The sequence below is a fragment of the Arthrobacter sp. efr-133-TYG-104 genome (assembly GCF_030208915.1).
GTDB lineage: Bacteria > Actinomycetota > Actinomycetes > Actinomycetales > Micrococcaceae > Arthrobacter.
Genome location: NZ_JARVTA010000004.1, coordinates 93,156 through 110,988, shown reverse-complemented (window position 1 = coordinate 110,988; position 17,833 = coordinate 93,156). Strand labels below are relative to the sequence as shown.

Sequence of the window (17,833 nt, the reverse complement as noted above, 5' to 3'; positions counted from 1 at the left end):
CCCAGCCGGACGCGTCAGGACACCCAAATAGGACATCCCTAAGGATTCACATGAGCAACCCCATCACGGACCACACAGTCCCGCCGCAAGCGCACGCAACCGAGAAGGCACTCCACACGGAGGACTCCGGCTACCACAAAGACCTAAAACCCCGGCAGATCCAGATGATCGCGATCGGCGGTGCAATCGGTACCGGCCTGTTCCTCGGTGCCGGAGGCCGACTGAACGCTGCTGGCCCGTCCCTTGTCATCGCCTACGCCGTCTGTGGTTTCTTCGCCTTCCTGATTCTCCGTGCCCTCGGCGAACTGGTCCTCCACCGCCCGTCGTCGGGCTCGTTTGTCTCCTACGCCCGCGAGTTCTTCGGTGAGAAGGCCGCGTTTATCTCCGGTTGGTTCTACTGGATCAACTGGGCCACCACCACCATTGTGGACATCACGGCGGCGGCCCTTTATATGAACTTCTTCGGTAAATACGTGCCCTGGATGGGCGCCGTGCCGCAGTGGGCCTGGGCGCTCATTGCCTTGGTTGTGGTGCTGAGCCTGAACTTGGTTTCGGTCAAGGTCTTCGGCGAGATGGAATTCTGGTTCGCGCTGATCAAGGTCGCGGCCCTGGTTTCGTTCCTGCTGGTGGGCACCTACTTCGTCATCTTCGGCACCCCGGTCTCCGGCCAGCAAGTGGGCTTCAGCCTCCTCTCTGACCACGGCGGGATCTTCCCCAACGGCATTCTGCCGATGATCATCCTCATGCAAGGCGTGCTCTTCGCCTATGCTTCGATTGAGCTCGTAGGCACTGCGGCCGGTGAAACGCCCAACCCGGAGAAGATCATGCCCAAGGCCATCAACTCTGTGGTTTTCCGCATCGGCGTTTTCTATGTAGGTTCCGTCATCCTGCTCGCGTTGCTGCTCCCCTACACCTCGTACCAGAAGGGTGTCAGCCCGTTCGTGACGTTCTTTGGTTCCATCGGCATCCAGGGCGTGGATGTCATCATGAACCTCGTTGTCCTGACGGCCGCGTTGTCCTCATTGAATGCAGGCCTTTACTCCACCGGACGCATCCTCCGTTCCATGTCGGTTGCCGGGTCGGCACCAAAGTTCGCCCAGCGGATGAACAAGGCCGGTGTCCCGTACGGTGGCATCGCCATCACCGCAGGTGTCTCCTTGCTGGGCGTTCCGTTGAACTACTTGGTCCCGGCCGACGCTTTCGAAATCGTCCTGAATGTAGCGTCCGTAGGCATCATCGTCACGTGGGCCACGATCGTCCTGTGCCAGATGCAGCTCAAGCGGTGGTCCGAAAAGGGCTGGCTCAAGCGGCCGTCCTTCCGGATGTTCGGGGCTCCCTACACCGGTTACCTTGCCTTGCTGTTCCTGGTGGGCGTCTTGGTCATGGTCTTCATCGAATCTCCCCTCACCATGCTCGTCACGGCCATCGCCTGCGCCCTGATGATCGTTGGTTGGTTCATGTGCCGTAAGCAGATCCACGAGCTCGCCGCCACCCGCGACGGCTACACAGGCAGCGCCCCTGTCATTGCGAACCGCCCGCTTCCGGCAGGCGATAAGTAGCACCGGTACCAGCTACCGACTTACGACGGCGGCACCCGGGTTCCGTACTTTCGGAACCCGGGTGCCGCCGTCGTAAGTTAACGCGTCGCAGGGCAGACGTCCGATGACTCGTGCCTACTATTGGTCCATGGCTGTCACAGACGAAGCGATCAGCAAGATCAAGGACATGCTGATCCGCGGTGAGCTCAAGGCTGGCGACCGCCTTCCGCCGGAGAAAGAACTGAGCGAAAGGCTTGGCCTTTCCCGCAGTTCCCTACGCGAGGCGGTTAAAGCCCTTGAGCTGATCCGCGTGCTGGACGTCCGCCGCGGAGACGGCACGTACGTGACCAGCCTGAACGCAAGACTGCTCAACGAGGCAGTCGCCTTCGTGGTGGATCTGCACCAAGACCGCTCGATCCTTGAGCTCTTCGAAGTCCGTCGGATCCTGGAACCGGCCACTGCCCAGGTGGCGGCTGGAAAGATCGGCGACGATGAACTGGACGCCCTGCGCGGCACCCTGGAGGGCATCGACGAAAACACGGACGTCAAGGAACTGGTGGCCCACGATCTCACCTTCCATGGCATCATCACGGATGCGGCAGGAAATGAGTACCTCGGCGGCCTGCTCGAGGCTTTGTCCAGCAGCACGGCGCGGACCCGCATCTGGCGTGGATTGGTGCAGGAAAATGCCGTAGCGAAGATGTTGGACGAGCATCGCGCCATCGCGGACGCACTCCAACGGCGCGACGCTGACCTGGTGAGGGCCCTCATGACCGTGCACATCAGCGCAGCGGAGAAGTGGCTGCGGCAAACCTTTTGAGCCGGGCTTCCTCGAAGGAAAAGCGGCTAAACATCAGATCGGTAACCTGCGTTGGGTCACATTTCCGAAATCCTGGGGGATGCAGCGACACTGGAGTCCGGATGTCAGTCCCGATCGCACGGAGGAAGCCATGACCTTAAAATTCGCCAGGCTGGGTAGCGCCGGAAACGAACAACCCGTTGTCATTGCCCCGGACGCAGACGGTTCGGAGAAGTACTTCCGCCTCACGTCACTGACTCAGGACATCGACGGCGGCTTCCTGGCCTCGGACGGCATCGAACGCACCCGCGAAGCCCTCAATACGGGCAAACTTCCCGAGATCTCACCGGAGGGACTACGCGTTGGGGCTCCTGTTGCACGCCCCGGTGCCGTGGTGGCCATCGGACTGAATTACGCCGCACACGCTGCAGAATCGGGTGTCGCCGCGCCCGAAGCTCCCGTTGTGTTCCTCAAGCCAACCAACACCATCGCCGGTCCGTTCGACGCCGCGCCCATCCCGCCGTCGTCGGAAAAGTACGACTGGGAAGTGGAACTGGCCATTGTGATCGGGCGGGAAGCGTCGTACCTTTCTTCCGTTGCCGCGGCGGAGGAATGCATCGCTGGCTTTGCCGTTGCGAACGACCTCTCCGAGCGTGACTACCAGATCCCCGGGGCCGCCGGACAGTGGACCAAGGGCAAGTCGCTTCCCGGATCCACGCCCTTGGGCCCGTGGCTGGTACCGGCCTCGGACGTGGACCCGAACAACTTGCGCCTCCGGACCCTGGTCAATGGCGACGCGCGACAGGACTCGGTTACCTCGGACATGATCTTCGATCCGGCGACGATCATCCACCACGTCAGCCAGTACATGGTCCTGGAACCTGGCGACGTGGTCATCACGGGAACACCCGAGGGCGTCGCGATGTCCGGGCGCTTCCCGTTCATCCAGCCTGGTGACGTGGTGGAACTGGAAATCGAGGGCTTGGGACGTCAAAGCCAGCAGTACTTCCGGGCAGAAGTCTGCTGACATAGCAACTGCCGCGGCTCGAGAGAGCCCCTACTCGCTCACCAGTTCGTCAAGTTCCGGCAGCAAGTGCGGGTTGATCCGGCGCAGGATCGCCTCCACCTCCTCGCGGGGAACCGCGGTATAAAGCACGGGCCGGGCGTCGTCATGACGGGACACCGGGGGCTTGTCCGGCCACTTCTCAGCCAACGCTTGGACCCGTTCAGGCAGGGAGTTGTGCGCGTTGTCGGCAATTTTCACCAGTGTCGCGTCATGGTCCTTGGCTACGTCATGGATGAAGGCTGCGTAGTCATCGGGATCCTCGTGGAAGCGCTGGGTCACGCGTTCGATGATGTCCGCGGCCCGCTCTGAAACGCCCATATCCAGCAGGGCCTGCCTCGTGATGGGAGTATCTTCGGCGATGGCATGGAGGTATCCGGCGATCTGGATATCGTCATCGAAGTCGGCGAGCGCATCTCCGACGGCCAGGACGTGCTCGCGGTATGGACGCTTGAGCTTGTCCTTCTGACGGTTGTGAGCCACCTCGGCCAGGACCCGGGCGGTCTCGACGGTGAAGCGTGGTTCGGTCATGTATTGCCTCCGGTTTGATGACGTGCCTGGGGGATCGGCCCTCCCCTCAGGCTAGCCGGTCTTCGGGCTTCTAATCCTGTACGGCCCTGGCTGCGATCGCCACAGTGACTGCCCGAGGCAGGCGCTGGGCAAACCCAGCGGCCAAGCGGTTTGCCCAGCCGGACACCACGCTGCCGGGCGTACCGCTGCGGTCTAGGGCTTTGATCGCGGTTTCCACAACCTGCGATGGCATTTGCATACGGCCCACCGCGGCAGACTCGCTTCCGAGTACCTCGAAGAACTCGGTGCTCGTAGCTCCGGGGCAAAGGGCCAGCACACTGAGGCCCGAAGCCCTGGTTTCGTGCGCTACAGCCTCAGTGAAGCTCAGGACAAAAGCCTTGGTAGCGCCGTATACAGCCATGCCCGGGATGGGCTGGAACGCTGCGGTGCTCGCAACATTGACCAGCGCGCCCTTTGCTGATGACAGCATGCTTGGAAGGAAAGCGCGGGTGATGTCCACCAAGGCGGCGACGTTCAGTGATATCTCGGATGCAATCGCGTCAGGGTCCTCCTCCGCGAAAGGGGACCGGGTGCCGAAACCTGCGTTGTTGATCAAGGTATCCACGGTGATTCCCCGGCTGCCGAGGTCTGCAGCCAACTCCCGCCCCGCGCCAGGACGGGCTAAGTCCATGGGCAGTACTGTCACGGTCACCCCGTGCTGGGAACGGAGTTCCTCCGCCAGCTCTTCGAGGCGGTCAGCGCGCCGCGCTACCAGCACGAGGTTTGCGCCACGGGCAGCGAAACGCTCGGCGAACTCGGCGCCGAGGCCGGAGCTCGCTCCGGTGATGAGTGCCGTGGTGCCACGGTAAGTCATGGTCATGGTGTGTCCGATTATGGAGAGGGGGCTGGAAGGTGCATCAAAGCAATGTAGTCGCTGACAACATGGTAGGCACCGACTACTTTGTTGTCAATGCCAACATTGCTTTAGGCTTGATACATGACCGACCAGCCCTACCACCACGGCAAGCTGCGCGAGGCACTCCTTGAGCGAGCCATGGAAACCATCGAAGAAGCCGGACTGGAGGGGCTATCCCTCCGGCAGTTGGCGCGGGACATGAGCGTTAGCCATGGTGCCCCGGCAAAGCACTTCCGGGATAAGCAAACATTGATCGACGCCATGGCGCTGGCCGGATTTCGCTCCATGAATCACCTGTTATCTGAAGCATCTACCTCAGGCGAGGATCTGCGAGATCGCTTCCTCAGCGTCGCGAAGGTTTACGTGGACTACGCGGTGGCCCATCCGGCCCTCGTCAACGTCATGTATTCCACCAAGCACCATCCCGGTTCCAGCACCGAGCTTCGCACCACCGGGGAGCAGAGTATCGAGATGGCCCGAGCCCTCATCGCCGAGGCCCAAGAGGCAGGGGCGTTAGCTCCGGGAGATCCCGATACCCTGGCGAAGGTCTGTTTCGTGAGCCTGCACGGCGCCGCCCTCCTGGCGGCCGGTAAGCATCTTGACGGGATGGACGTGTCGGACATCGTCCGAGCCACCACGGACACTTTATGGTCCGGCATGGCCGCGGGGGTTACAGCAGCCCAGCTTGGCTGATTTCGGGTCGGGGGCTCGCTGACACAGCCGGCCAGCAACTCAGCTGACCGGCGTTTTCCATACCCATGCTTGCTGAGGCAACAGATCCGGCGTGAACTCCCCTAGTGCTGATGGCAGCGGGCCCGGTGGCAACCCCAACGACTCCAGGATCAGGTCCCGCACACGCTCTGCGGAAAGTCCGACGGCGGCAAGATCCGCCAGCGTCACCGCGCCGTCCCGCTTCGCCAGCCTCGCGCCGTCGTGGTTGACCACCAAGGGAACATGGGCAAATTCCGGGATGGGTAGGCCGAGCAGGTTCGCCAGGTACGCCTGCCGGGGTGTGGACGGAAGAAGATCCTCGCCGCGCACCACCTGGTCGATCCCTTGTGCGGCGTCGTCCACAACAACGGCGAGATTGTAGGCCGTCACCCCGTCATTCCGACGCAGCACGAAGTCGTCCACCACGCCGACGTAGCGGCCCTGCAACCTGTCCTCAACAGCCCACTCTGTGACGTCGGAACGTAAGCGGATGGAGGCCGGACGCGAGGCTCGCCTGATCTCACGTTCGGCCTTGGTTAGCCGCCGACACGTCCCCGGATAGGCCCCCAGGGGTGCGTGCGGGGCGGACGGCGCTTCCTGGATTTCCTTGCGGGTGCAAAAGCACTCGTACGTGCGGCCATCGGCCGCAAGGTGCGCAATGGCGTCTTGGTATAAAGCGGTTCTTTCCGTTTGGCGGACGACGGCGGCGTCCCAACTAACGCCCACGGCCTGGAGATCACGTAGCTGCCCGGCCTCGGCCCCGGAGCGCGCCCGATCCAGGTCCTCAACACGGACGAGGAAGTTCCGGCCAGTGGACTTGGCGAAGAGCCAAGCCAACATCGCCGTGCGCAGGTTCCCCACATGGAGTTCCCCGGAAGGGCTCGGGGCAAATCGGCCTGCGGAAGTCATGAACCTAGCCTATGTGGCCTCAGTTGCAAGATCGGAGCTGCGGCCCGGATGGCAGGGGAGGTTGGCAGGCCCGGATGGCAGGGACCGGAAAACACAAGAGCCCCTCAGCGACCGCAACGATCCGGTGGCTCAGGGGCTCTTGAGGTGTCCGCCCCACGACGGGCGAGATGCAGAATGACGATGCTGTGAACAAGAGTCAATCAGCGGCGGTCTCCTTGCGGGAATCCGTACAGGTTTGCGGGTGGTGTGCCACGTCCCTGCTGCCTGCAGGATCCGGCGGTAGCCTTGCCCTGCTTCGTTGCCACTATTTCAGCAGGAGACATACAGTTGGCGCAACGGGCTGGCATATTATTGGTCAATCTGACCATCCCAAGAACATCCAGCAGACAGGAAGTGGTCACTTTGCAGGAACTCGACTCCACGGACCGCCGTATTCTCGCGGCATTGGACGAGGACCCACGGGTACCGATCATGGTCCTGGCGCAGAAACTGCACTTGGCTCGGGGCACGGTCCAATCACGACTGGAGCGCATGGCGGGATCGGGAGCTCTTCGGTTGAACAGCAGCCGCGTACTACCCTCGGCGCTGGGCCGCGGAGTTGCTGCAGCGGTCAGCGCCGAACTCGACCAGAGCCACCTGGACGAGGCCATCGCGGCCCTCCGCAAGATACCGGAAGTGCTCGAATGCCACGCGCCTGCCGGGGACACCGACCTCATCATCAGGGTGGTTGCCAAGAGCCCTGATGATCTCTACCGCGTCTCGGAAGAGATCCGGTTATGCCCCGGGATCGTACGCACTTCCACCAGCATGTTCCTCAGGGAAGTGATTCCCTACCGAACCACCGGCCTGCTTGGGGAATAGCCTCCCCTAGACCGGGGGGCCGATGTTGGTCTTGAGATTCTTCATCACCAACGTTGAAGTAAGGCGCTCGACGGCGGGTAGAGCCGCGAGCTCGTCGTCGTAAAACCGCTGGTATGCGGGAAGGTCCGCAGCAATCACCTTCAGCAGGTAATCCGGCGAACCGAACAACCTCTGCGCTTCCACGATGTTGGGACTTGCGGTCACTCGAGCTTCGAAAGCGGCCATGGTTCCCCGGTCCACCTGCCGGAGGGTGACGAAGACTATCGCTTCGAAGCCCAGGCCCACGGCAGCGGGATCAATCTCCGCGCGGTAGCCCCGGATCACCCCCGAGGACTCGAGGTCCCGGAGCCTGCGATGGCAGGGCGCCACCGTCAAACCCACCTTCGAGGCCAGTGCCGTAGCGGTCATTCGGCCGTCTTCTTTAAGGTGACGCAAAATACTTTTATCAATACCGTCAATCACGCAATAATCTTACTCATGCGGCCGGTAATTGGGCTAAATCAGTGAACACTTATCGGGCTCTTTCTTCTAGAGTTTTGCTACCAACTACTCTTGGAGAGATCGTGAACCCGCAGTTGTTCCTCGCCTTCATGCTGGTGGCGGTCACCCTGGCCTGCACACCCGGCGTCGACTGGGCCTATTCCATTTCGGCCGGGCTCCGCCAGCGGAGTTTTGTTCCTGCGGTCGCGGGCCTTTGCAGCGGGTACCTCATCCACACGCTGCTCATGGCTGCAGGGCTGGCCGCGTTGCTCGCCGGGGTTCCCGGGCTCCTCGGTTGGCTGACCATAGCCGGAGCGGCCTACTTGCTGTGGCTTGGCTTCACCACCGTGCGCGGCTGGCGGGGTGCCACCTTCAGTGCAGAAGCCGGCGTCGTGCAGTCCCACAACCACGTCCGCACCTTCTTCCAGGGCATGGGCACCAGCGGCGTCAACCCCAAAGGACTACTGTTCTTCGTGGCCTTGGTGCCGCAGTTCGTCAGCCCCGAGGCCTCCCTTCCCGTTCCGGTGCAATCGGGGCTTCTGGGCCTGACGTTCGTCATTCTTGCCGGCTTGGTTTACACCGGCGTGGCCATGACGTCGCGCAAGCTGCTGGCTTCACGGCCGGGCGCGGCACGCGTGGTTACCCTGTCCAGCGGCATCATCATGATGGGGCTGGGTGCAGTGTTGCTGGCCGAACAGCTCCTCCCCCTCATTCCCTTGGCAAGCACCTAGGGGTTATTGCCCACCCAGTTCCCTGAAGTCGCTCTCCCATAGACGGCGCATCTCAGCGTCCTTGCGGATCACGTCCACTGTTTCGAGTTCCGCCGGCGGTAACTGCCGCTTGGACCAGGGAGTCAAAGTGCGCCGGCCTTGGTCCAAAGCAAGGAGTGCGCGGTCGGTAATAGCGTCGTTGCGCAAGGCCAAGCTGGTCTTCCGACGCCGCAAAACTTCCTTGAGTGCCGATTGGGCACCCTCAAGATCGCCCCTCGTCCGCTGGGCCCGCGCCCGGATGAGCAGCAAGGCCGCGGAGAGGTCGTCCGTATTCAGCAAGCCCTCGGTCCACACCACCACGTCCCCGTACCGTCCCAGCGAATACGCCGCCGTGCAGCGCGCCAAGGCCGACGGCAACGACGGCGGCAGGCCCACCACGGCTTCCAGGGCGGACTCCGTCAAACCCATCTCGCGGAGGCAGTGGGACAGCGCCAGGAACACGGATTCCTCGCTGAAGAAGACAGGCACCTCGATGCGTTCGGCCACCTCAACCCGGGTGACCACCTGGCCCAGGTAGGCCGCCGAGAACTGGCTGGCGTCGTCGTCGATCCTTGTTGTCAGTCCTCGCCGGAGCAGTTCGGACGCGCGCAAGTAACTGCCTTGCTTGTAGGCCAGCAGGCCCGCCATGATGTGGCACAGCCCGGCCCACCCCGGGTACATCCGGCCCAAGGCAATCAGGCGCTCCGGCTCGGTGGCGCTGAAAACGGCATCGTGCATTGCCTTGGCCGGCCTGGAAGCCATCATCCGGGGCCGGGGAACCGTGCCGAGGACTGAAAGCCTCGCGCCATCGCGCCCGCTGAGGACGCCGGACAACATCCCGCCCACGCCGTCAGCCAAGCCGCGGACAGGAGTGCGGACATACCCTTCGCGGAAGGGCGTGAGGTCACGGGTATCGTGGAACACCGAGTGCGTACGGCCGTTGGGTACTTGGCTCATGAACCCATGCTAGCCGCCGTCGAACTGCGGCCGAACCCCTGCTATTGCAGGCAATTCAGGAGTATTATGGCGGCGTAGGCAAGGTTTTGCCACATCCCTTGCCGCAGGTCGGCTCTCCAAGGAGAAGAGCCGGGTAACCGCGTGAAAGGGAGGACTGATGACCACCGCTTCGCATCCCACCGAACACCACCACATGATGGGGTTAACGCTTCACAACACCGCCATGGGCGTCGGCATTGTATTTCTGCTGGTAGGCATCCTGGGCTTCATCCCGGGAATCACCACCAATTACGGCGCTATGACCTTCGCGGGGCATGAATCCGGCGCCATGCTGCTTGGAGTCTTCCAAGTGTCCATACTCCACAACATCGTCCACATGCTGTTCGGCGCTGCCGGCTTGGCCATGGCTCGGAACGATCGCATTGCCCGCCTGTTCCTGATTGGCGGCGGCGCTGTCTACCTCGTTCTCTGGATCTACGGCCTGGTCATCAACCAAGACACGGGAGCCAACTTCGTTCCGTTCAACACGGCGGACAACTGGCTGCACCTCATCCTCGGCGTTGCAATGATCGGCGTTGGCTTGTGGCTCGGACGGGATGCCATGGAGGGGACCGCCGCGCGGAGGCGCATGTAGAGAGAGGCGTATGTAGAGATCAGTCACCTCCGGTCGAGCTGGCATTTAGCGACAGTCCCAAGGATTGGGATTGCCAATAAATGCCAGCTCGACGGCGGTTGGAGACTAGTGTGCGGATGGAGACGGGCGCGGGGCGCGGCCACCCAGGCGGCCCGTGACTTTCGCCGCAGCCTCGGCACAGGCTTCGCCGAGGCTTTTTAGTGTGTCCGGGGAAACGCGGAACTTGGGCGCCGGAATCAGTACAGAAGCCACGATGTCACCCCTGTGGTCATAGACCGGTGAGGCTACACCCACTTCCTCGATGGAGGTTTCACCGAAATTCACCGCCCAACCGCGCTCGACCGAGTCCTCCAGCCGCACGAGGTAGGACTCGACGGCGTCGTCGTCCGCACCGGGCAGGCTGATGGAACCACTGCGCAACAGCTGACGCACCCTGTCCTGGTTCTCGGCCGCAAGGAACACCTGCACAGATGAGCTAAAGGCCTCGTTGTAACGGGCACCCAAGGGGGCCAGGTGTTTGACCTGGTGGCGGCTGGGAATCTGCTCCACGCACATGGATTCGCTGCCGTTCCAGACCATGAGTGCACTGGTCTCCCCTGTTCTCTCGGTCAGCTCGCGCAGCACCGGGTAGGCAACACGGCGCTCTTCGAGCTCGGCAAGCAGCGGGCCGGCCATCGCGATCATCCCCAGCCCCAAGCGGAACCTGCGTGAATCGACGTCGCGCTCCACCAGGTTCTCCTGCTCCAACGTGGCCAGGATGCGGGAAACAGTGCTCTTGTGCAAGCCAATCCGCCCGGCAATTTCGGTCACTCCCAAGAGTGGCTCATCGGCAGTGAAGCTCCTCAGGACCGCAATGGCGTTGACGATGACGGAAGTGCTCTTGCTGTCACCGTTGCTGTTTCCGTTGTCAGGAGTGTCGCTGGATTCCGAGGGAGTCATGGGTTCACTATATTTGCCCGGAGCGGCCGGATGTCCCGGCGCAGGCCAGCGGACACCGTGCACTGCGTCCGCCGGCCCCTCACCTAGGCTCCGATGATGTTGTGCTCGGGGCCGAACGGGAACTTGGTGATGTTCTCGGCACCGTCTTCGCCCACCACCAAGATGTCGTGCTCCCGGTATCCCCCGGCGCCCGGCTGGCCGTCCAGGACGGTGATCATCGGTTCCATCGAGACCACCATTCCCGGCTCCAAGACTGTGTCGATATCCTCGCGTAGTTCCAAGCCGGCTTCCCGACCGTAGTAGTGGCTGAGGACACCGAACGAGTGGCCGTAGCCAAAGGTGCGGTTGGCCAGCAAGCCGTGGCTGACGTAAATCTCGTTGAGCTCGGCGGCAATGTCCTTGCAGACGGCGCCCGGCTTGATGAGTTCCAGGCCGCGCTTGTGGACTTCCACATTGATGTTCCACAGTTCGAGGGAGCGGGCATCCGGCTCACCGAAGAACAGGGTGCGCTCCAGTGCCGTGTAGTAGCCGCTGGTCATGGGGAAACAGTTCAGGGACAGGATGTCGTGCTCTTGGATCTTGCGCGTCGTGGCCCAGTTGTGTGCCCCGTCCGTATTGATGCCTGACTGGAACCAGACCCAAGTATCGCGAATTTCGGAGTCAGGGAATGTGCGGGCAATCTCATGGACCATGGCTTCGGTGCCGATGAGGGCGACCTCGTACTCGGTGATTCCGGCTGTGATGGCGTTGCGGATGGCCTCACCGCCCAGGCCACCGATCCGCGCACCGTGCTTGATGACAGTAATCTCTTCGGCCGACTTGATCATGCGCTGCCGCATGGCGGCCTGTGCAACATCCACAAGGGTCACTCCGGAGAAGGCCGCTTGGATTTTGTTCCGGTTATCCAGGGGAAGCGAGTCATCTTCGACGCCGATGCGGCGCGGGTTGATACCGCGGGTGCGAAGGACTTCCTGGATTGCGTGGATGTAGTTGTCGCGGCGCCAGTCCGTGTAGACCAGATTCTCGCCGTAGCTACGGCGCCAGGGCATGCCGGCGTCGATATTTGCGGTAATGGTGACCGTGTCATCCTTGGTGACCACCATCCCGTACGAGCGGCCGAAATAGGTAAAGAGGAAGTCGGAGTAGTACTTGATGGAGTGGTAGCTGGTGAGGATAACGGCGTCGAGTTCCTTCTCGGCCATAATGCTGCGAAGGCCGGCGAGGCGGCGCTCGAACTCGGCTTCCGAGAAGGTCAATGAGACCTTCGCGCCATTGTTGAGGACCTTGGTGCGTTCGAGCTTGGCGACGTCGTTGACAGCCTCGTTCTGGGTGATGGTCATGGGTATTCCTTTCAATGGGTGGGTGTAGTCAGCCCTGCTGCAGAGGCTTCTTGGAAGTCTCGGAAGCGAACAGGACCGCGATGAGGGAAACTATGGAGGCGGCCACGAGGTACCAGCCGGGGGCCAGCTTGCTGTGGGTCATGCCAATCAGGAGGGTTGCCATAAACGGGGCGGTACCACCGAACAGGGCGTTCGAGAGGTTGAAGCTGACCGCGAAACCTGTGTAACGGACCTTCGTGGGGAACAGTTCGGCGAGGAAACTCGGCAAGGTCCCGTCATTCAGCGTGAGCATGCCGCCGAGCAGGATCTGGACGAGCACGATCACCAGGAAGTTGCGGGTGTCCAAGAGCAGGAAGGCCGGAACGGTCAACAAGATAAAGAGCACGGATGCACTGAGAAGCATGCGTTTGCGGCCGAACTTATCCGAAGCGATGCCCGTCAAGAAGATGAAGCCGATGTAGCTGGCCAAGGCAATGGTGGTGGCAAGGAACGATTCCGTGGCACCGAACCCCAGCTCTTCGGACACGTATGTGGGCATGTAGCTGAGGATCACGTAGAAGCCCACTGCATTGAGCAGCACAGCACCCGTGGCGATAATCAGCTGTTTCCGGTAGGTCCTGAACATCGCCAATGCCGGCGCCTTAGCGTTGTGATCTTTCACGGCCAACTCCCGAAAGGCCGGAGTGTCCTCGAGTTTCGTCCGGATGTACCGGCCGATCAGGCCCATGGGCGCGGCCAGCAGGAACGGCAGTCGCCATCCCCAGCCGCCCAGCTGCTCCGAGCTGAGCAGCAAGCTAAGGAGGGCAGCCAACAAAGAGCCCAGCAGCAGTCCCGCTGCGGTGCTTGCAGGCACGACGGCGGCATAGAGCCCACGGCGATTGGCCGGCGCGTACTCCACGAGGAAGGCCGATGCGCCTGCGTATTCGCCCGCCGCGGAGAAACCTTGGACTACCCGAACCAGCAGGAGCAGGATGGGCGCCATGACCCCGATGGTTGCGTAGCCGGGGATCAGTGCAACGCAGAAGGTGGCTATCGACATCAGGACGATCGATAGGCTGAGGGCCCGCTTGCGGCCAAGCCTGTCCCCGATATGGCCCCAAATGAAGCCTCCAAGCGGCCGGACGAAGAAGCTGACGGCGAAGACTCCGAACGTCGCCAATAGTGCGGTTTGGCGGTCGGATTGGGGAAAGAAGACTGTTGAAATAACGCCAGCCAGGTAACCGTAGACCGCGTAATCGAACCATTCGACAAAGTTTCCGATGAAGCTCGCGGTGACTACTCGCCGTCGAGTGTCCTTGCTGACTTTGTAGTTTGGGGCGGTTGGCGGGTTCGAGCTGGAGGAAGGGCTGCCTTGTTCGGCTGCCACAGAGGATTCATTACTCATGTGTCCACCAAAATCTAGATGGTTGCATTTATCGCAACGCTGTTGCACCAGACTAAGTGTGGAGTGGATCACGGTCAAGGGCTCGCCACAAATGGTTCGCGGACTTAGGCGGGCGGCCCTGCACGGGCGATGAGAAGCTGAGGAACCAGCAAGTGAGTTGCGCACACAGCAACTATGTTGCGACGGAGTGGCGATTCCGTCAGGTGTGAGGTCCTAGAGCACGCTGCGGATGGTTTCCTCGAAGCTGACCACGTGATGCAGCGCGAGCTCGGCGGCGCGGTCTTCGTCGCCGTCGGCAATGGCGCCCAAGAGGTCCGCGTGCTCGGAGATGTGCCCGGATACCGACGGCATTTTCTCGAGCATGTGGCACCAGATGCGGGTAGAGAGGTTGTCGTAACGGATCAGGACATCTTCCAAATGCGCATTGGCGGAGGCCTTGTAGATCAGCCGGTGCACCTGGATGTCGTAGCGCATCAGTTCCTGCGAGGACGCATCCTGGCCTTCAAGCTCACGGATGGCGGCGGCCACCGAGCGGAGTTCCAAACGCATGGCGGGGCTGGCCATTCGGGCAGCTTTGCGTGAAGCGAGGGGCTCCAAAAGCTCGCGGATTTCCGAGACTTCCGCAAGCTGGGTGATGTCGACGCCGGTGGCAAAGGTGCCGCGGCGGGGATAGGAGACCACAAGGTGGTCGCCCTCGAGACGCTTAATCGCCTCACGCACAGGAGTGCGCCCAATGCCGAGCTCGGCAGCAACCTGGCCATCATTGATGGGATCACCCGGCTTGATGTCGAGCATGATGAGCCTGTCGCGCAACAGCAGGTAAGCGTTCTCCGCCAAGGAGGTGCCTTCCGGTGCTGATTGCAATGCTTCCAATGCCGCGCTCATGAGCCTCTCCCGTCGCCTTACCATCCAGTCTGCTGGACGAGTTGCCGTAGACCTGTTGACGACCCTGTGATCTCCAACATACTATGGCAACAGTTCTAATATATCAGTTGCCCAACAGTCGGCCACTACACACTCTTCCGAAGGAGAACACCATGGTTGAACCGCTGATCCGCCCACTCGCACAGGCGGACCCGGAGGTTGATCAGGCGATCGCCCAAGAACTTGTTCGGCAGCAAAGCACGCTTGAGATGATCGCGTCGGAGAACTTTGCCCCTACCGCAGTCATGGAAGCCCAGGGCTCGGTGCTGACCAACAAGTACGCCGAAGGCTACCCCGGCAAGCGGTACTACGGCGGCTGCGAACACGTTGATGTGATCGAGCAGCTGGCCATCGACCGGCTGAAGTCACTCTTTGGAGCCGAATTCGCCAACGTGCAGCCCCACTCGGGCGCACAAGCCAATGCCTCCGCCATGCACGCGCTGATCAACCCGGGCGACACCATCATGGGCTTGAACCTGGCACACGGTGGCCACCTGACCCACGGCATGCGGATCAACTTCTCCGGAAAGCTGTACAAGGTTGTTCCCTACAGCGTCCGCGAAGACACCCACACCATCGACATGGCTGAGGTGGAACGCCTCGCCGTCGAGAACAAGCCACAACTGATCGTGGCGGGCTGGTCTGCCTACTCCCGCCACCTCGACTTCGCCGAATTCCGCCGCATCGCGGACTCCGTGGGGGCATACCTGATGGTGGACATGGCCCACTTTGCCGGCCTGGTGGCTGCGGGCTTGCACCCGAGCCCGGTGCCGCACGCCCACATCGTTACCAGCACCACTCACAAGACACTCGGCGGACCGCGCGGCGGAGTGATCCTGACCAACGACGCCGACATCGCCAAGAAGGTCAACTCAGCTGTGTTCCCGGGCCAGCAAGGCGGACCACTGGAACACGTCATTGCAGCCAAAGCCGTGGCGTTCAAGATGGCCGCCGAGCCCGAGTTCCAGGAGCGCCAGGTACGCGTCCTCGAAGGTGCCAAGATCCTGGCCGATCGGCTCCTGCAGGAGGACGTCGCAGCCGCCGGCATCTCCGTGGTCAGCGGTGGAACGGATGTGCACCTTGTCCTCGCCGACCTGCGCCACTCCGAACTCAACGGACAGCAGGCAGAAGACGCCCTGCACCGGATCGGCATCACGGTGAACCGCAACGCGGTCCCGTTCGATCCGCGCCCGCCGATGGTCTCCTCGGGGCTGCGGATCGGCACTCCAGCCCTCTCCGCCCGCGGCTTCGGCGCTGCGGAATTCACGGAAGTCGCCGACATTATTGCGACGGCGTTGATCGCCGCAGCGACAAGCAACTCCGAAGGAGACGAAGCAGCGGTCAGCGGCACCTTGGCTGAGGAGACCGCCGTCGAACTCCGCAACCGTGTCACCGCCCTGGCTGACAGGTTCCCCCTTTACCCGCACCTTTCCACCGGCAATGGCAATGGCAATGGCAATGGCGCCCTCACCGAACTGGACGCAGAAATGATTGGAGCAGCCCAGTGAGTGCAGACCACCTCCCAGAGCACCCGGACTTCCTCTGGCGCAACCCTGACCCCAAGAAGTCGTACGACGCCGTGATTGTTGGCGGTGGCGGGCACGGGCTTGCCACCGCCTACTTCCTGGCCAAGAACCATGGCATGACCAATATCGCCATCCTGGAAAAGGGTTGGCTCGCCGGCGGCAACATGGCTCGCAACACCACCATCATCCGGTCCAACTACCTTTGGGACGAGAGCGCAGCCATTTATGAGCACGCCCTCAAGTTGTGGGAGATCCTCCCCGAGGAACTCGAATACGACTTCCTGTTCAGCCAGCGCGGTGTCATGAACCTGGCGCATACCTTAGGCGATGTTCGCGAAAGCATCCGCCGCGTGGGCGCCAACAGGCTCAACGGCGTGGATGCTGAATGGCTTGACCCGCAGCAGGTCAAGGAGCTCTGTCCCATCCTGAACACCAGCGACAACATCCGCTACCCCGTCATGGGCGCCACGTACCAGCCGCGTGCCGGCATCGCCAAGCATGACCACGTGGCTTGGGCGTTTGCACGAAAGTGCGATGAGCTCGGCGTGGACATCATCCAGAACTGCGAAGTCACCGGCTTCATCAAAGACGGCGACAAAGTCACAGGCGTCAAAACCAGCCGTGGAACCATCAACACCGAAAAGGTGGGCCTCTGCGCCGCCGGGCACAGCTCGGTCCTGGCGGAGATGGCCGGGTTCCGGTTGCCGATCCAGTCCCACCCGCTCCAGGCACTCGTCTCCGAACTCCACGAGCCTGTCCACCCCACGGTGGTTATGTCCAACCACGTCCACGTCTATGTCTCCCAAGCCCACAAGGGCGAACTGGTGATGGGTGCCGGCGTCGACTCCTACAACGGCTACGGCCAGCGCGGCTCGTTCCACGTGATCGAGGAGCAGATGGCGGCAGCTGTTGAGCTCTTCCCGATCTTCGCCCGTGCACACGTACTCCGGACGTGGGGCGGGATCGTGGACACCACCTTGGATGCTTCCCCCATCGTTGGAGTCACCCCGGTGGAGAACATGTTCGTCAACTGCGGTTGGGGAACCGGCGGATTCAAGGGCACCCCGGCGGCCGGGCTGACGTTCGCGCACACCATTGCCACGGGCGCTCCGCACGAGCTCAACAAGCCTTTTGCGCTTGAACGCTTCGAGACCGGTGCCCTGATAGACGAACACGGCGCCGCAGCCGTAGCCCACTAGCAGCCTCCAGCACAGGACAGGAAAGACATGCTCCTCATCTCATGCCCCAACTGCGGGCCGCGTGACGAAACCGAATTCCACTACGGCGGCCAAGCGCACATCGCCTACCCGGAGAACCCCAACGACCTTAGCGACCGCGAGTGGGCCGAGTACCTGTTCTACCGCGAGAACACCAAAGGCACTTTCGCCGAACGTTGGGTCCACAGCACCGGTTGCAGGCAGTGGTTCAACATGCTCCGCGACACCGTGAGCTATGACATCCACGCCATCTACGCAATGGGTCAGCCCCGCCCCGACTACCCGGCCGACCAAGCCAGCGCACCGGGCCTCGCGCCAGGTGCAGCCACCTCGGCTTCGTCCGCCACCACCCCCACCTCTTCGGAAGGAGTCTAGA

The 17,833-nt window shown here is 62.1% G+C and carries 19 protein-coding genes; 10 read left to right on the top strand and 9 right to left on the bottom strand.

Annotated elements, in window-relative coordinates; genetic code table 11:
• Positions 1–50: 50 nt before the first annotated feature.
• The 3 genes from QRN04_RS04875 to QRN04_RS04865 all read left to right on the top strand — a co-directional run bounded on the left by QRN04_RS04875 (position 51) and on the right by QRN04_RS04865 (position 3,364).
• Positions 51–1,559, top strand: coding sequence for an amino acid permease (locus QRN04_RS04875; protein ID WP_284975033.1), 1,509 nt, complete (start codon positions 51–53; stop codon positions 1,557–1,559).
• A gap of 127 nt (positions 1,560–1,686) precedes the next feature.
• Positions 1,687–2,358 carry a FadR/GntR family transcriptional regulator gene (locus QRN04_RS04870; protein WP_284975032.1) on the top strand — a complete coding sequence of 224 codons (672 nt, stop codon included), beginning with the start codon at positions 1,687–1,689 and terminating at the stop codon, positions 2,356–2,358.
• 130 nt (positions 2,359–2,488) lie between these two features.
• Entirely contained in the window at positions 2,489–3,364 is an 876-nt protein-coding gene (locus QRN04_RS04865; protein WP_284975031.1) for a fumarylacetoacetate hydrolase family protein, read from the top strand.
• 30 nt (positions 3,365–3,394) lie between these two features.
• Here the strand turns inward: QRN04_RS04865 and QRN04_RS04860 are convergent, their stop codons facing one another.
• Both QRN04_RS04860 and QRN04_RS04855 read right to left on the bottom strand, forming a co-directional pair.
• Positions 3,395–3,931 carry a phosphohydrolase gene (locus QRN04_RS04860; protein WP_284975030.1) on the bottom strand — a complete coding sequence of 179 codons (537 nt, stop codon included), beginning with the start codon at positions 3,929–3,931 and terminating at the stop codon, positions 3,395–3,397.
• Positions 3,932–4,001: 70 nt separating this feature from the next.
• Positions 4,002–4,790 carry an SDR family NAD(P)-dependent oxidoreductase gene (locus QRN04_RS04855; protein ID WP_284975029.1) on the bottom strand — a complete coding sequence of 263 codons (789 nt, stop codon included), beginning with the start codon at positions 4,788–4,790 and terminating at the stop codon, positions 4,002–4,004.
• Between the two features lie 117 nt (positions 4,791–4,907).
• Here QRN04_RS04855 and QRN04_RS04850 point away from each other — a divergent pair, with 117 nt between their 5' ends.
• Positions 4,908–5,519: a TetR/AcrR family transcriptional regulator gene (locus tag QRN04_RS04850; RefSeq protein WP_284975028.1), complete on the top strand. Its 612-nt coding sequence runs from the start codon at positions 4,908–4,910 to the stop codon at positions 5,517–5,519.
• 39 nt (positions 5,520–5,558) lie between these two features.
• Here QRN04_RS04850 and gluQRS read toward each other — a convergent pair whose 3' ends face one another.
• Complete coding sequence (gluQRS, locus tag QRN04_RS04845; RefSeq protein WP_284975027.1) at positions 5,559–6,446, bottom strand: tRNA glutamyl-Q(34) synthetase GluQRS; 888 nt, start codon at positions 6,444–6,446, stop codon at positions 5,559–5,561.
• Positions 6,447–6,848: 402 nt separating this feature from the next.
• Between gluQRS and QRN04_RS04840 the strand changes: the two genes are divergently transcribed.
• Positions 6,849–7,307, top strand: a complete 459-nt coding sequence (locus QRN04_RS04840; RefSeq protein ID WP_284975067.1) for an Lrp/AsnC family transcriptional regulator — start codon at positions 6,849–6,851, stop codon at positions 7,305–7,307.
• Between the two features lie 6 nt (positions 7,308–7,313).
• Here QRN04_RS04840 and QRN04_RS04835 read toward each other — a convergent pair whose 3' ends face one another.
• Positions 7,314–7,769 (bottom strand): Lrp/AsnC family transcriptional regulator, encoded by a 456-nt coding sequence (locus tag QRN04_RS04835; RefSeq protein WP_284975026.1) that lies wholly within the window; start codon positions 7,767–7,769, stop codon positions 7,314–7,316.
• A gap of 101 nt (positions 7,770–7,870) precedes the next feature.
• Here QRN04_RS04835 and QRN04_RS04830 point away from each other — a divergent pair, with 101 nt between their 5' ends.
• Entirely contained in the window at positions 7,871–8,518 is a 648-nt protein-coding gene (locus tag QRN04_RS04830; RefSeq protein WP_284975025.1) for a LysE family translocator, read from the top strand.
• Between the two features lie 3 nt (positions 8,519–8,521).
• On the opposite strand, the gene QRN04_RS04825 is transcribed toward QRN04_RS04830, so the two are convergent.
• Positions 8,522–9,493 carry a hypothetical protein gene (locus QRN04_RS04825; protein ID WP_284975024.1) on the bottom strand — a complete coding sequence of 324 codons (972 nt, stop codon included), beginning with the start codon at positions 9,491–9,493 and terminating at the stop codon, positions 8,522–8,524.
• A 157-nt stretch (positions 9,494–9,650) separates the two neighbouring features.
• Here QRN04_RS04825 and QRN04_RS04820 point away from each other — a divergent pair, with 157 nt between their 5' ends.
• Positions 9,651–10,127, top strand: a complete 477-nt coding sequence (locus QRN04_RS04820; RefSeq protein WP_284975023.1) for a DUF4383 domain-containing protein — start codon at positions 9,651–9,653, stop codon at positions 10,125–10,127.
• Positions 10,128–10,232: 105 nt separating this feature from the next.
• On the opposite strand, the gene QRN04_RS04815 is transcribed toward QRN04_RS04820, so the two are convergent.
• From QRN04_RS04815 to QRN04_RS04800, 4 genes are all read right to left on the bottom strand, one after another.
• Positions 10,233–11,066: an IclR family transcriptional regulator gene (locus tag QRN04_RS04815; protein WP_284975022.1), complete on the bottom strand. Its 834-nt coding sequence runs from the start codon at positions 11,064–11,066 to the stop codon at positions 10,233–10,235.
• A gap of 83 nt (positions 11,067–11,149) precedes the next feature.
• Complete coding sequence (locus QRN04_RS04810) at positions 11,150–12,406, bottom strand: aminopeptidase P family protein (protein ID WP_284975021.1); 1,257 nt, start codon at positions 12,404–12,406, stop codon at positions 11,150–11,152.
• Between the two features lie 28 nt (positions 12,407–12,434).
• Positions 12,435–13,790: an MFS transporter gene (locus QRN04_RS04805; protein WP_284975020.1), complete on the bottom strand. Its 1,356-nt coding sequence runs from the start codon at positions 13,788–13,790 to the stop codon at positions 12,435–12,437.
• 213 nt (positions 13,791–14,003) lie between these two features.
• A complete protein-coding gene (locus tag QRN04_RS04800; protein ID WP_284975019.1) occupies positions 14,004–14,675 on the bottom strand; it encodes a GntR family transcriptional regulator in 672 nt (223 codons plus the stop codon).
• A 152-nt stretch (positions 14,676–14,827) separates the two neighbouring features.
• Here QRN04_RS04800 and glyA point away from each other — a divergent pair, with 152 nt between their 5' ends.
• The 3 genes from glyA to QRN04_RS04785 are packed head-to-tail and all read left to right on the top strand — an operon-like array spanning position 14,828 to position 17,832.
• On the top strand, positions 14,828–16,222 hold the full coding sequence (glyA, locus tag QRN04_RS04795) for a serine hydroxymethyltransferase (protein ID WP_284975018.1): 1,395 nt from the start codon (positions 14,828–14,830) through the stop codon (positions 16,220–16,222).
• Complete coding sequence (locus QRN04_RS04790; RefSeq protein ID WP_284975017.1) at positions 16,219–17,439, top strand: sarcosine oxidase subunit beta family protein; 1,221 nt, start codon at positions 16,219–16,221, stop codon at positions 17,437–17,439. Before glyA ends, QRN04_RS04790 begins: the two co-directional genes overlap by 4 nt.
• A gap of 27 nt (positions 17,440–17,466) precedes the next feature.
• Positions 17,467–17,832 (top strand): sarcosine oxidase subunit delta, encoded by a 366-nt coding sequence (locus QRN04_RS04785; protein ID WP_284975016.1) that lies wholly within the window; start codon positions 17,467–17,469, stop codon positions 17,830–17,832.
• Position 17,833 lies beyond the last annotated feature (1 nt).

What these genes read in the sequence shown, in the direction of transcription:
- QRN04_RS04785 (WP_284975016.1), top strand. Translation starts at nt 17,467, where the DNA reads ATGCTCCTCATCTCATGCCCCAACTGCGGGCCGCGTGACGAAACCGAA.
- QRN04_RS04815 (WP_284975022.1), bottom strand. Translation starts at nt 11,066, where the DNA reads ATGACTCCCTCGGAATCCAGCGACACTCCTGACAACGGAAACAGCAAC.
- glyA (WP_284975018.1), top strand. Translation starts at nt 14,828, where the DNA reads ATGGTTGAACCGCTGATCCGCCCACTCGCACAGGCGGACCCGGAGGTT.
- QRN04_RS04875 (WP_284975033.1), top strand. Translation starts at nt 51, where the DNA reads ATGAGCAACCCCATCACGGACCACACAGTCCCGCCGCAAGCGCACGCA.
- QRN04_RS04800 (WP_284975019.1), bottom strand. Translation starts at nt 14,675, where the DNA reads ATGAGCGCGGCATTGGAAGCATTGCAATCAGCACCGGAAGGCACCTCC.
- QRN04_RS04805 (WP_284975020.1), bottom strand. Translation starts at nt 13,790, where the DNA reads ATGAGTAATGAATCCTCTGTGGCAGCCGAACAAGGCAGCCCTTCCTCC.
- QRN04_RS04870 (WP_284975032.1), top strand. Translation starts at nt 1,687, where the DNA reads ATGGCTGTCACAGACGAAGCGATCAGCAAGATCAAGGACATGCTGATC.
- gluQRS (WP_284975027.1), bottom strand. Translation starts at nt 6,446, where the DNA reads ATGACTTCCGCAGGCCGATTTGCCCCGAGCCCTTCCGGGGAACTCCAT.
- QRN04_RS04865 (WP_284975031.1), top strand. Translation starts at nt 2,489, where the DNA reads ATGACCTTAAAATTCGCCAGGCTGGGTAGCGCCGGAAACGAACAACCC.
- QRN04_RS04855 (WP_284975029.1), bottom strand. Translation starts at nt 4,790, where the DNA reads ATGACCATGACTTACCGTGGCACCACGGCACTCATCACCGGAGCGAGC.
- QRN04_RS04850 (WP_284975028.1), top strand. Translation starts at nt 4,908, where the DNA reads ATGACCGACCAGCCCTACCACCACGGCAAGCTGCGCGAGGCACTCCTT.
- QRN04_RS04820 (WP_284975023.1), top strand. Translation starts at nt 9,651, where the DNA reads ATGACCACCGCTTCGCATCCCACCGAACACCACCACATGATGGGGTTA.
- QRN04_RS04860 (WP_284975030.1), bottom strand. Translation starts at nt 3,931, where the DNA reads ATGACCGAACCACGCTTCACCGTCGAGACCGCCCGGGTCCTGGCCGAG.
- QRN04_RS04810 (WP_284975021.1), bottom strand. Translation starts at nt 12,406, where the DNA reads ATGACCATCACCCAGAACGAGGCTGTCAACGACGTCGCCAAGCTCGAA.
- QRN04_RS04825 (WP_284975024.1), bottom strand. Translation starts at nt 9,493, where the DNA reads ATGAGCCAAGTACCCAACGGCCGTACGCACTCGGTGTTCCACGATACC.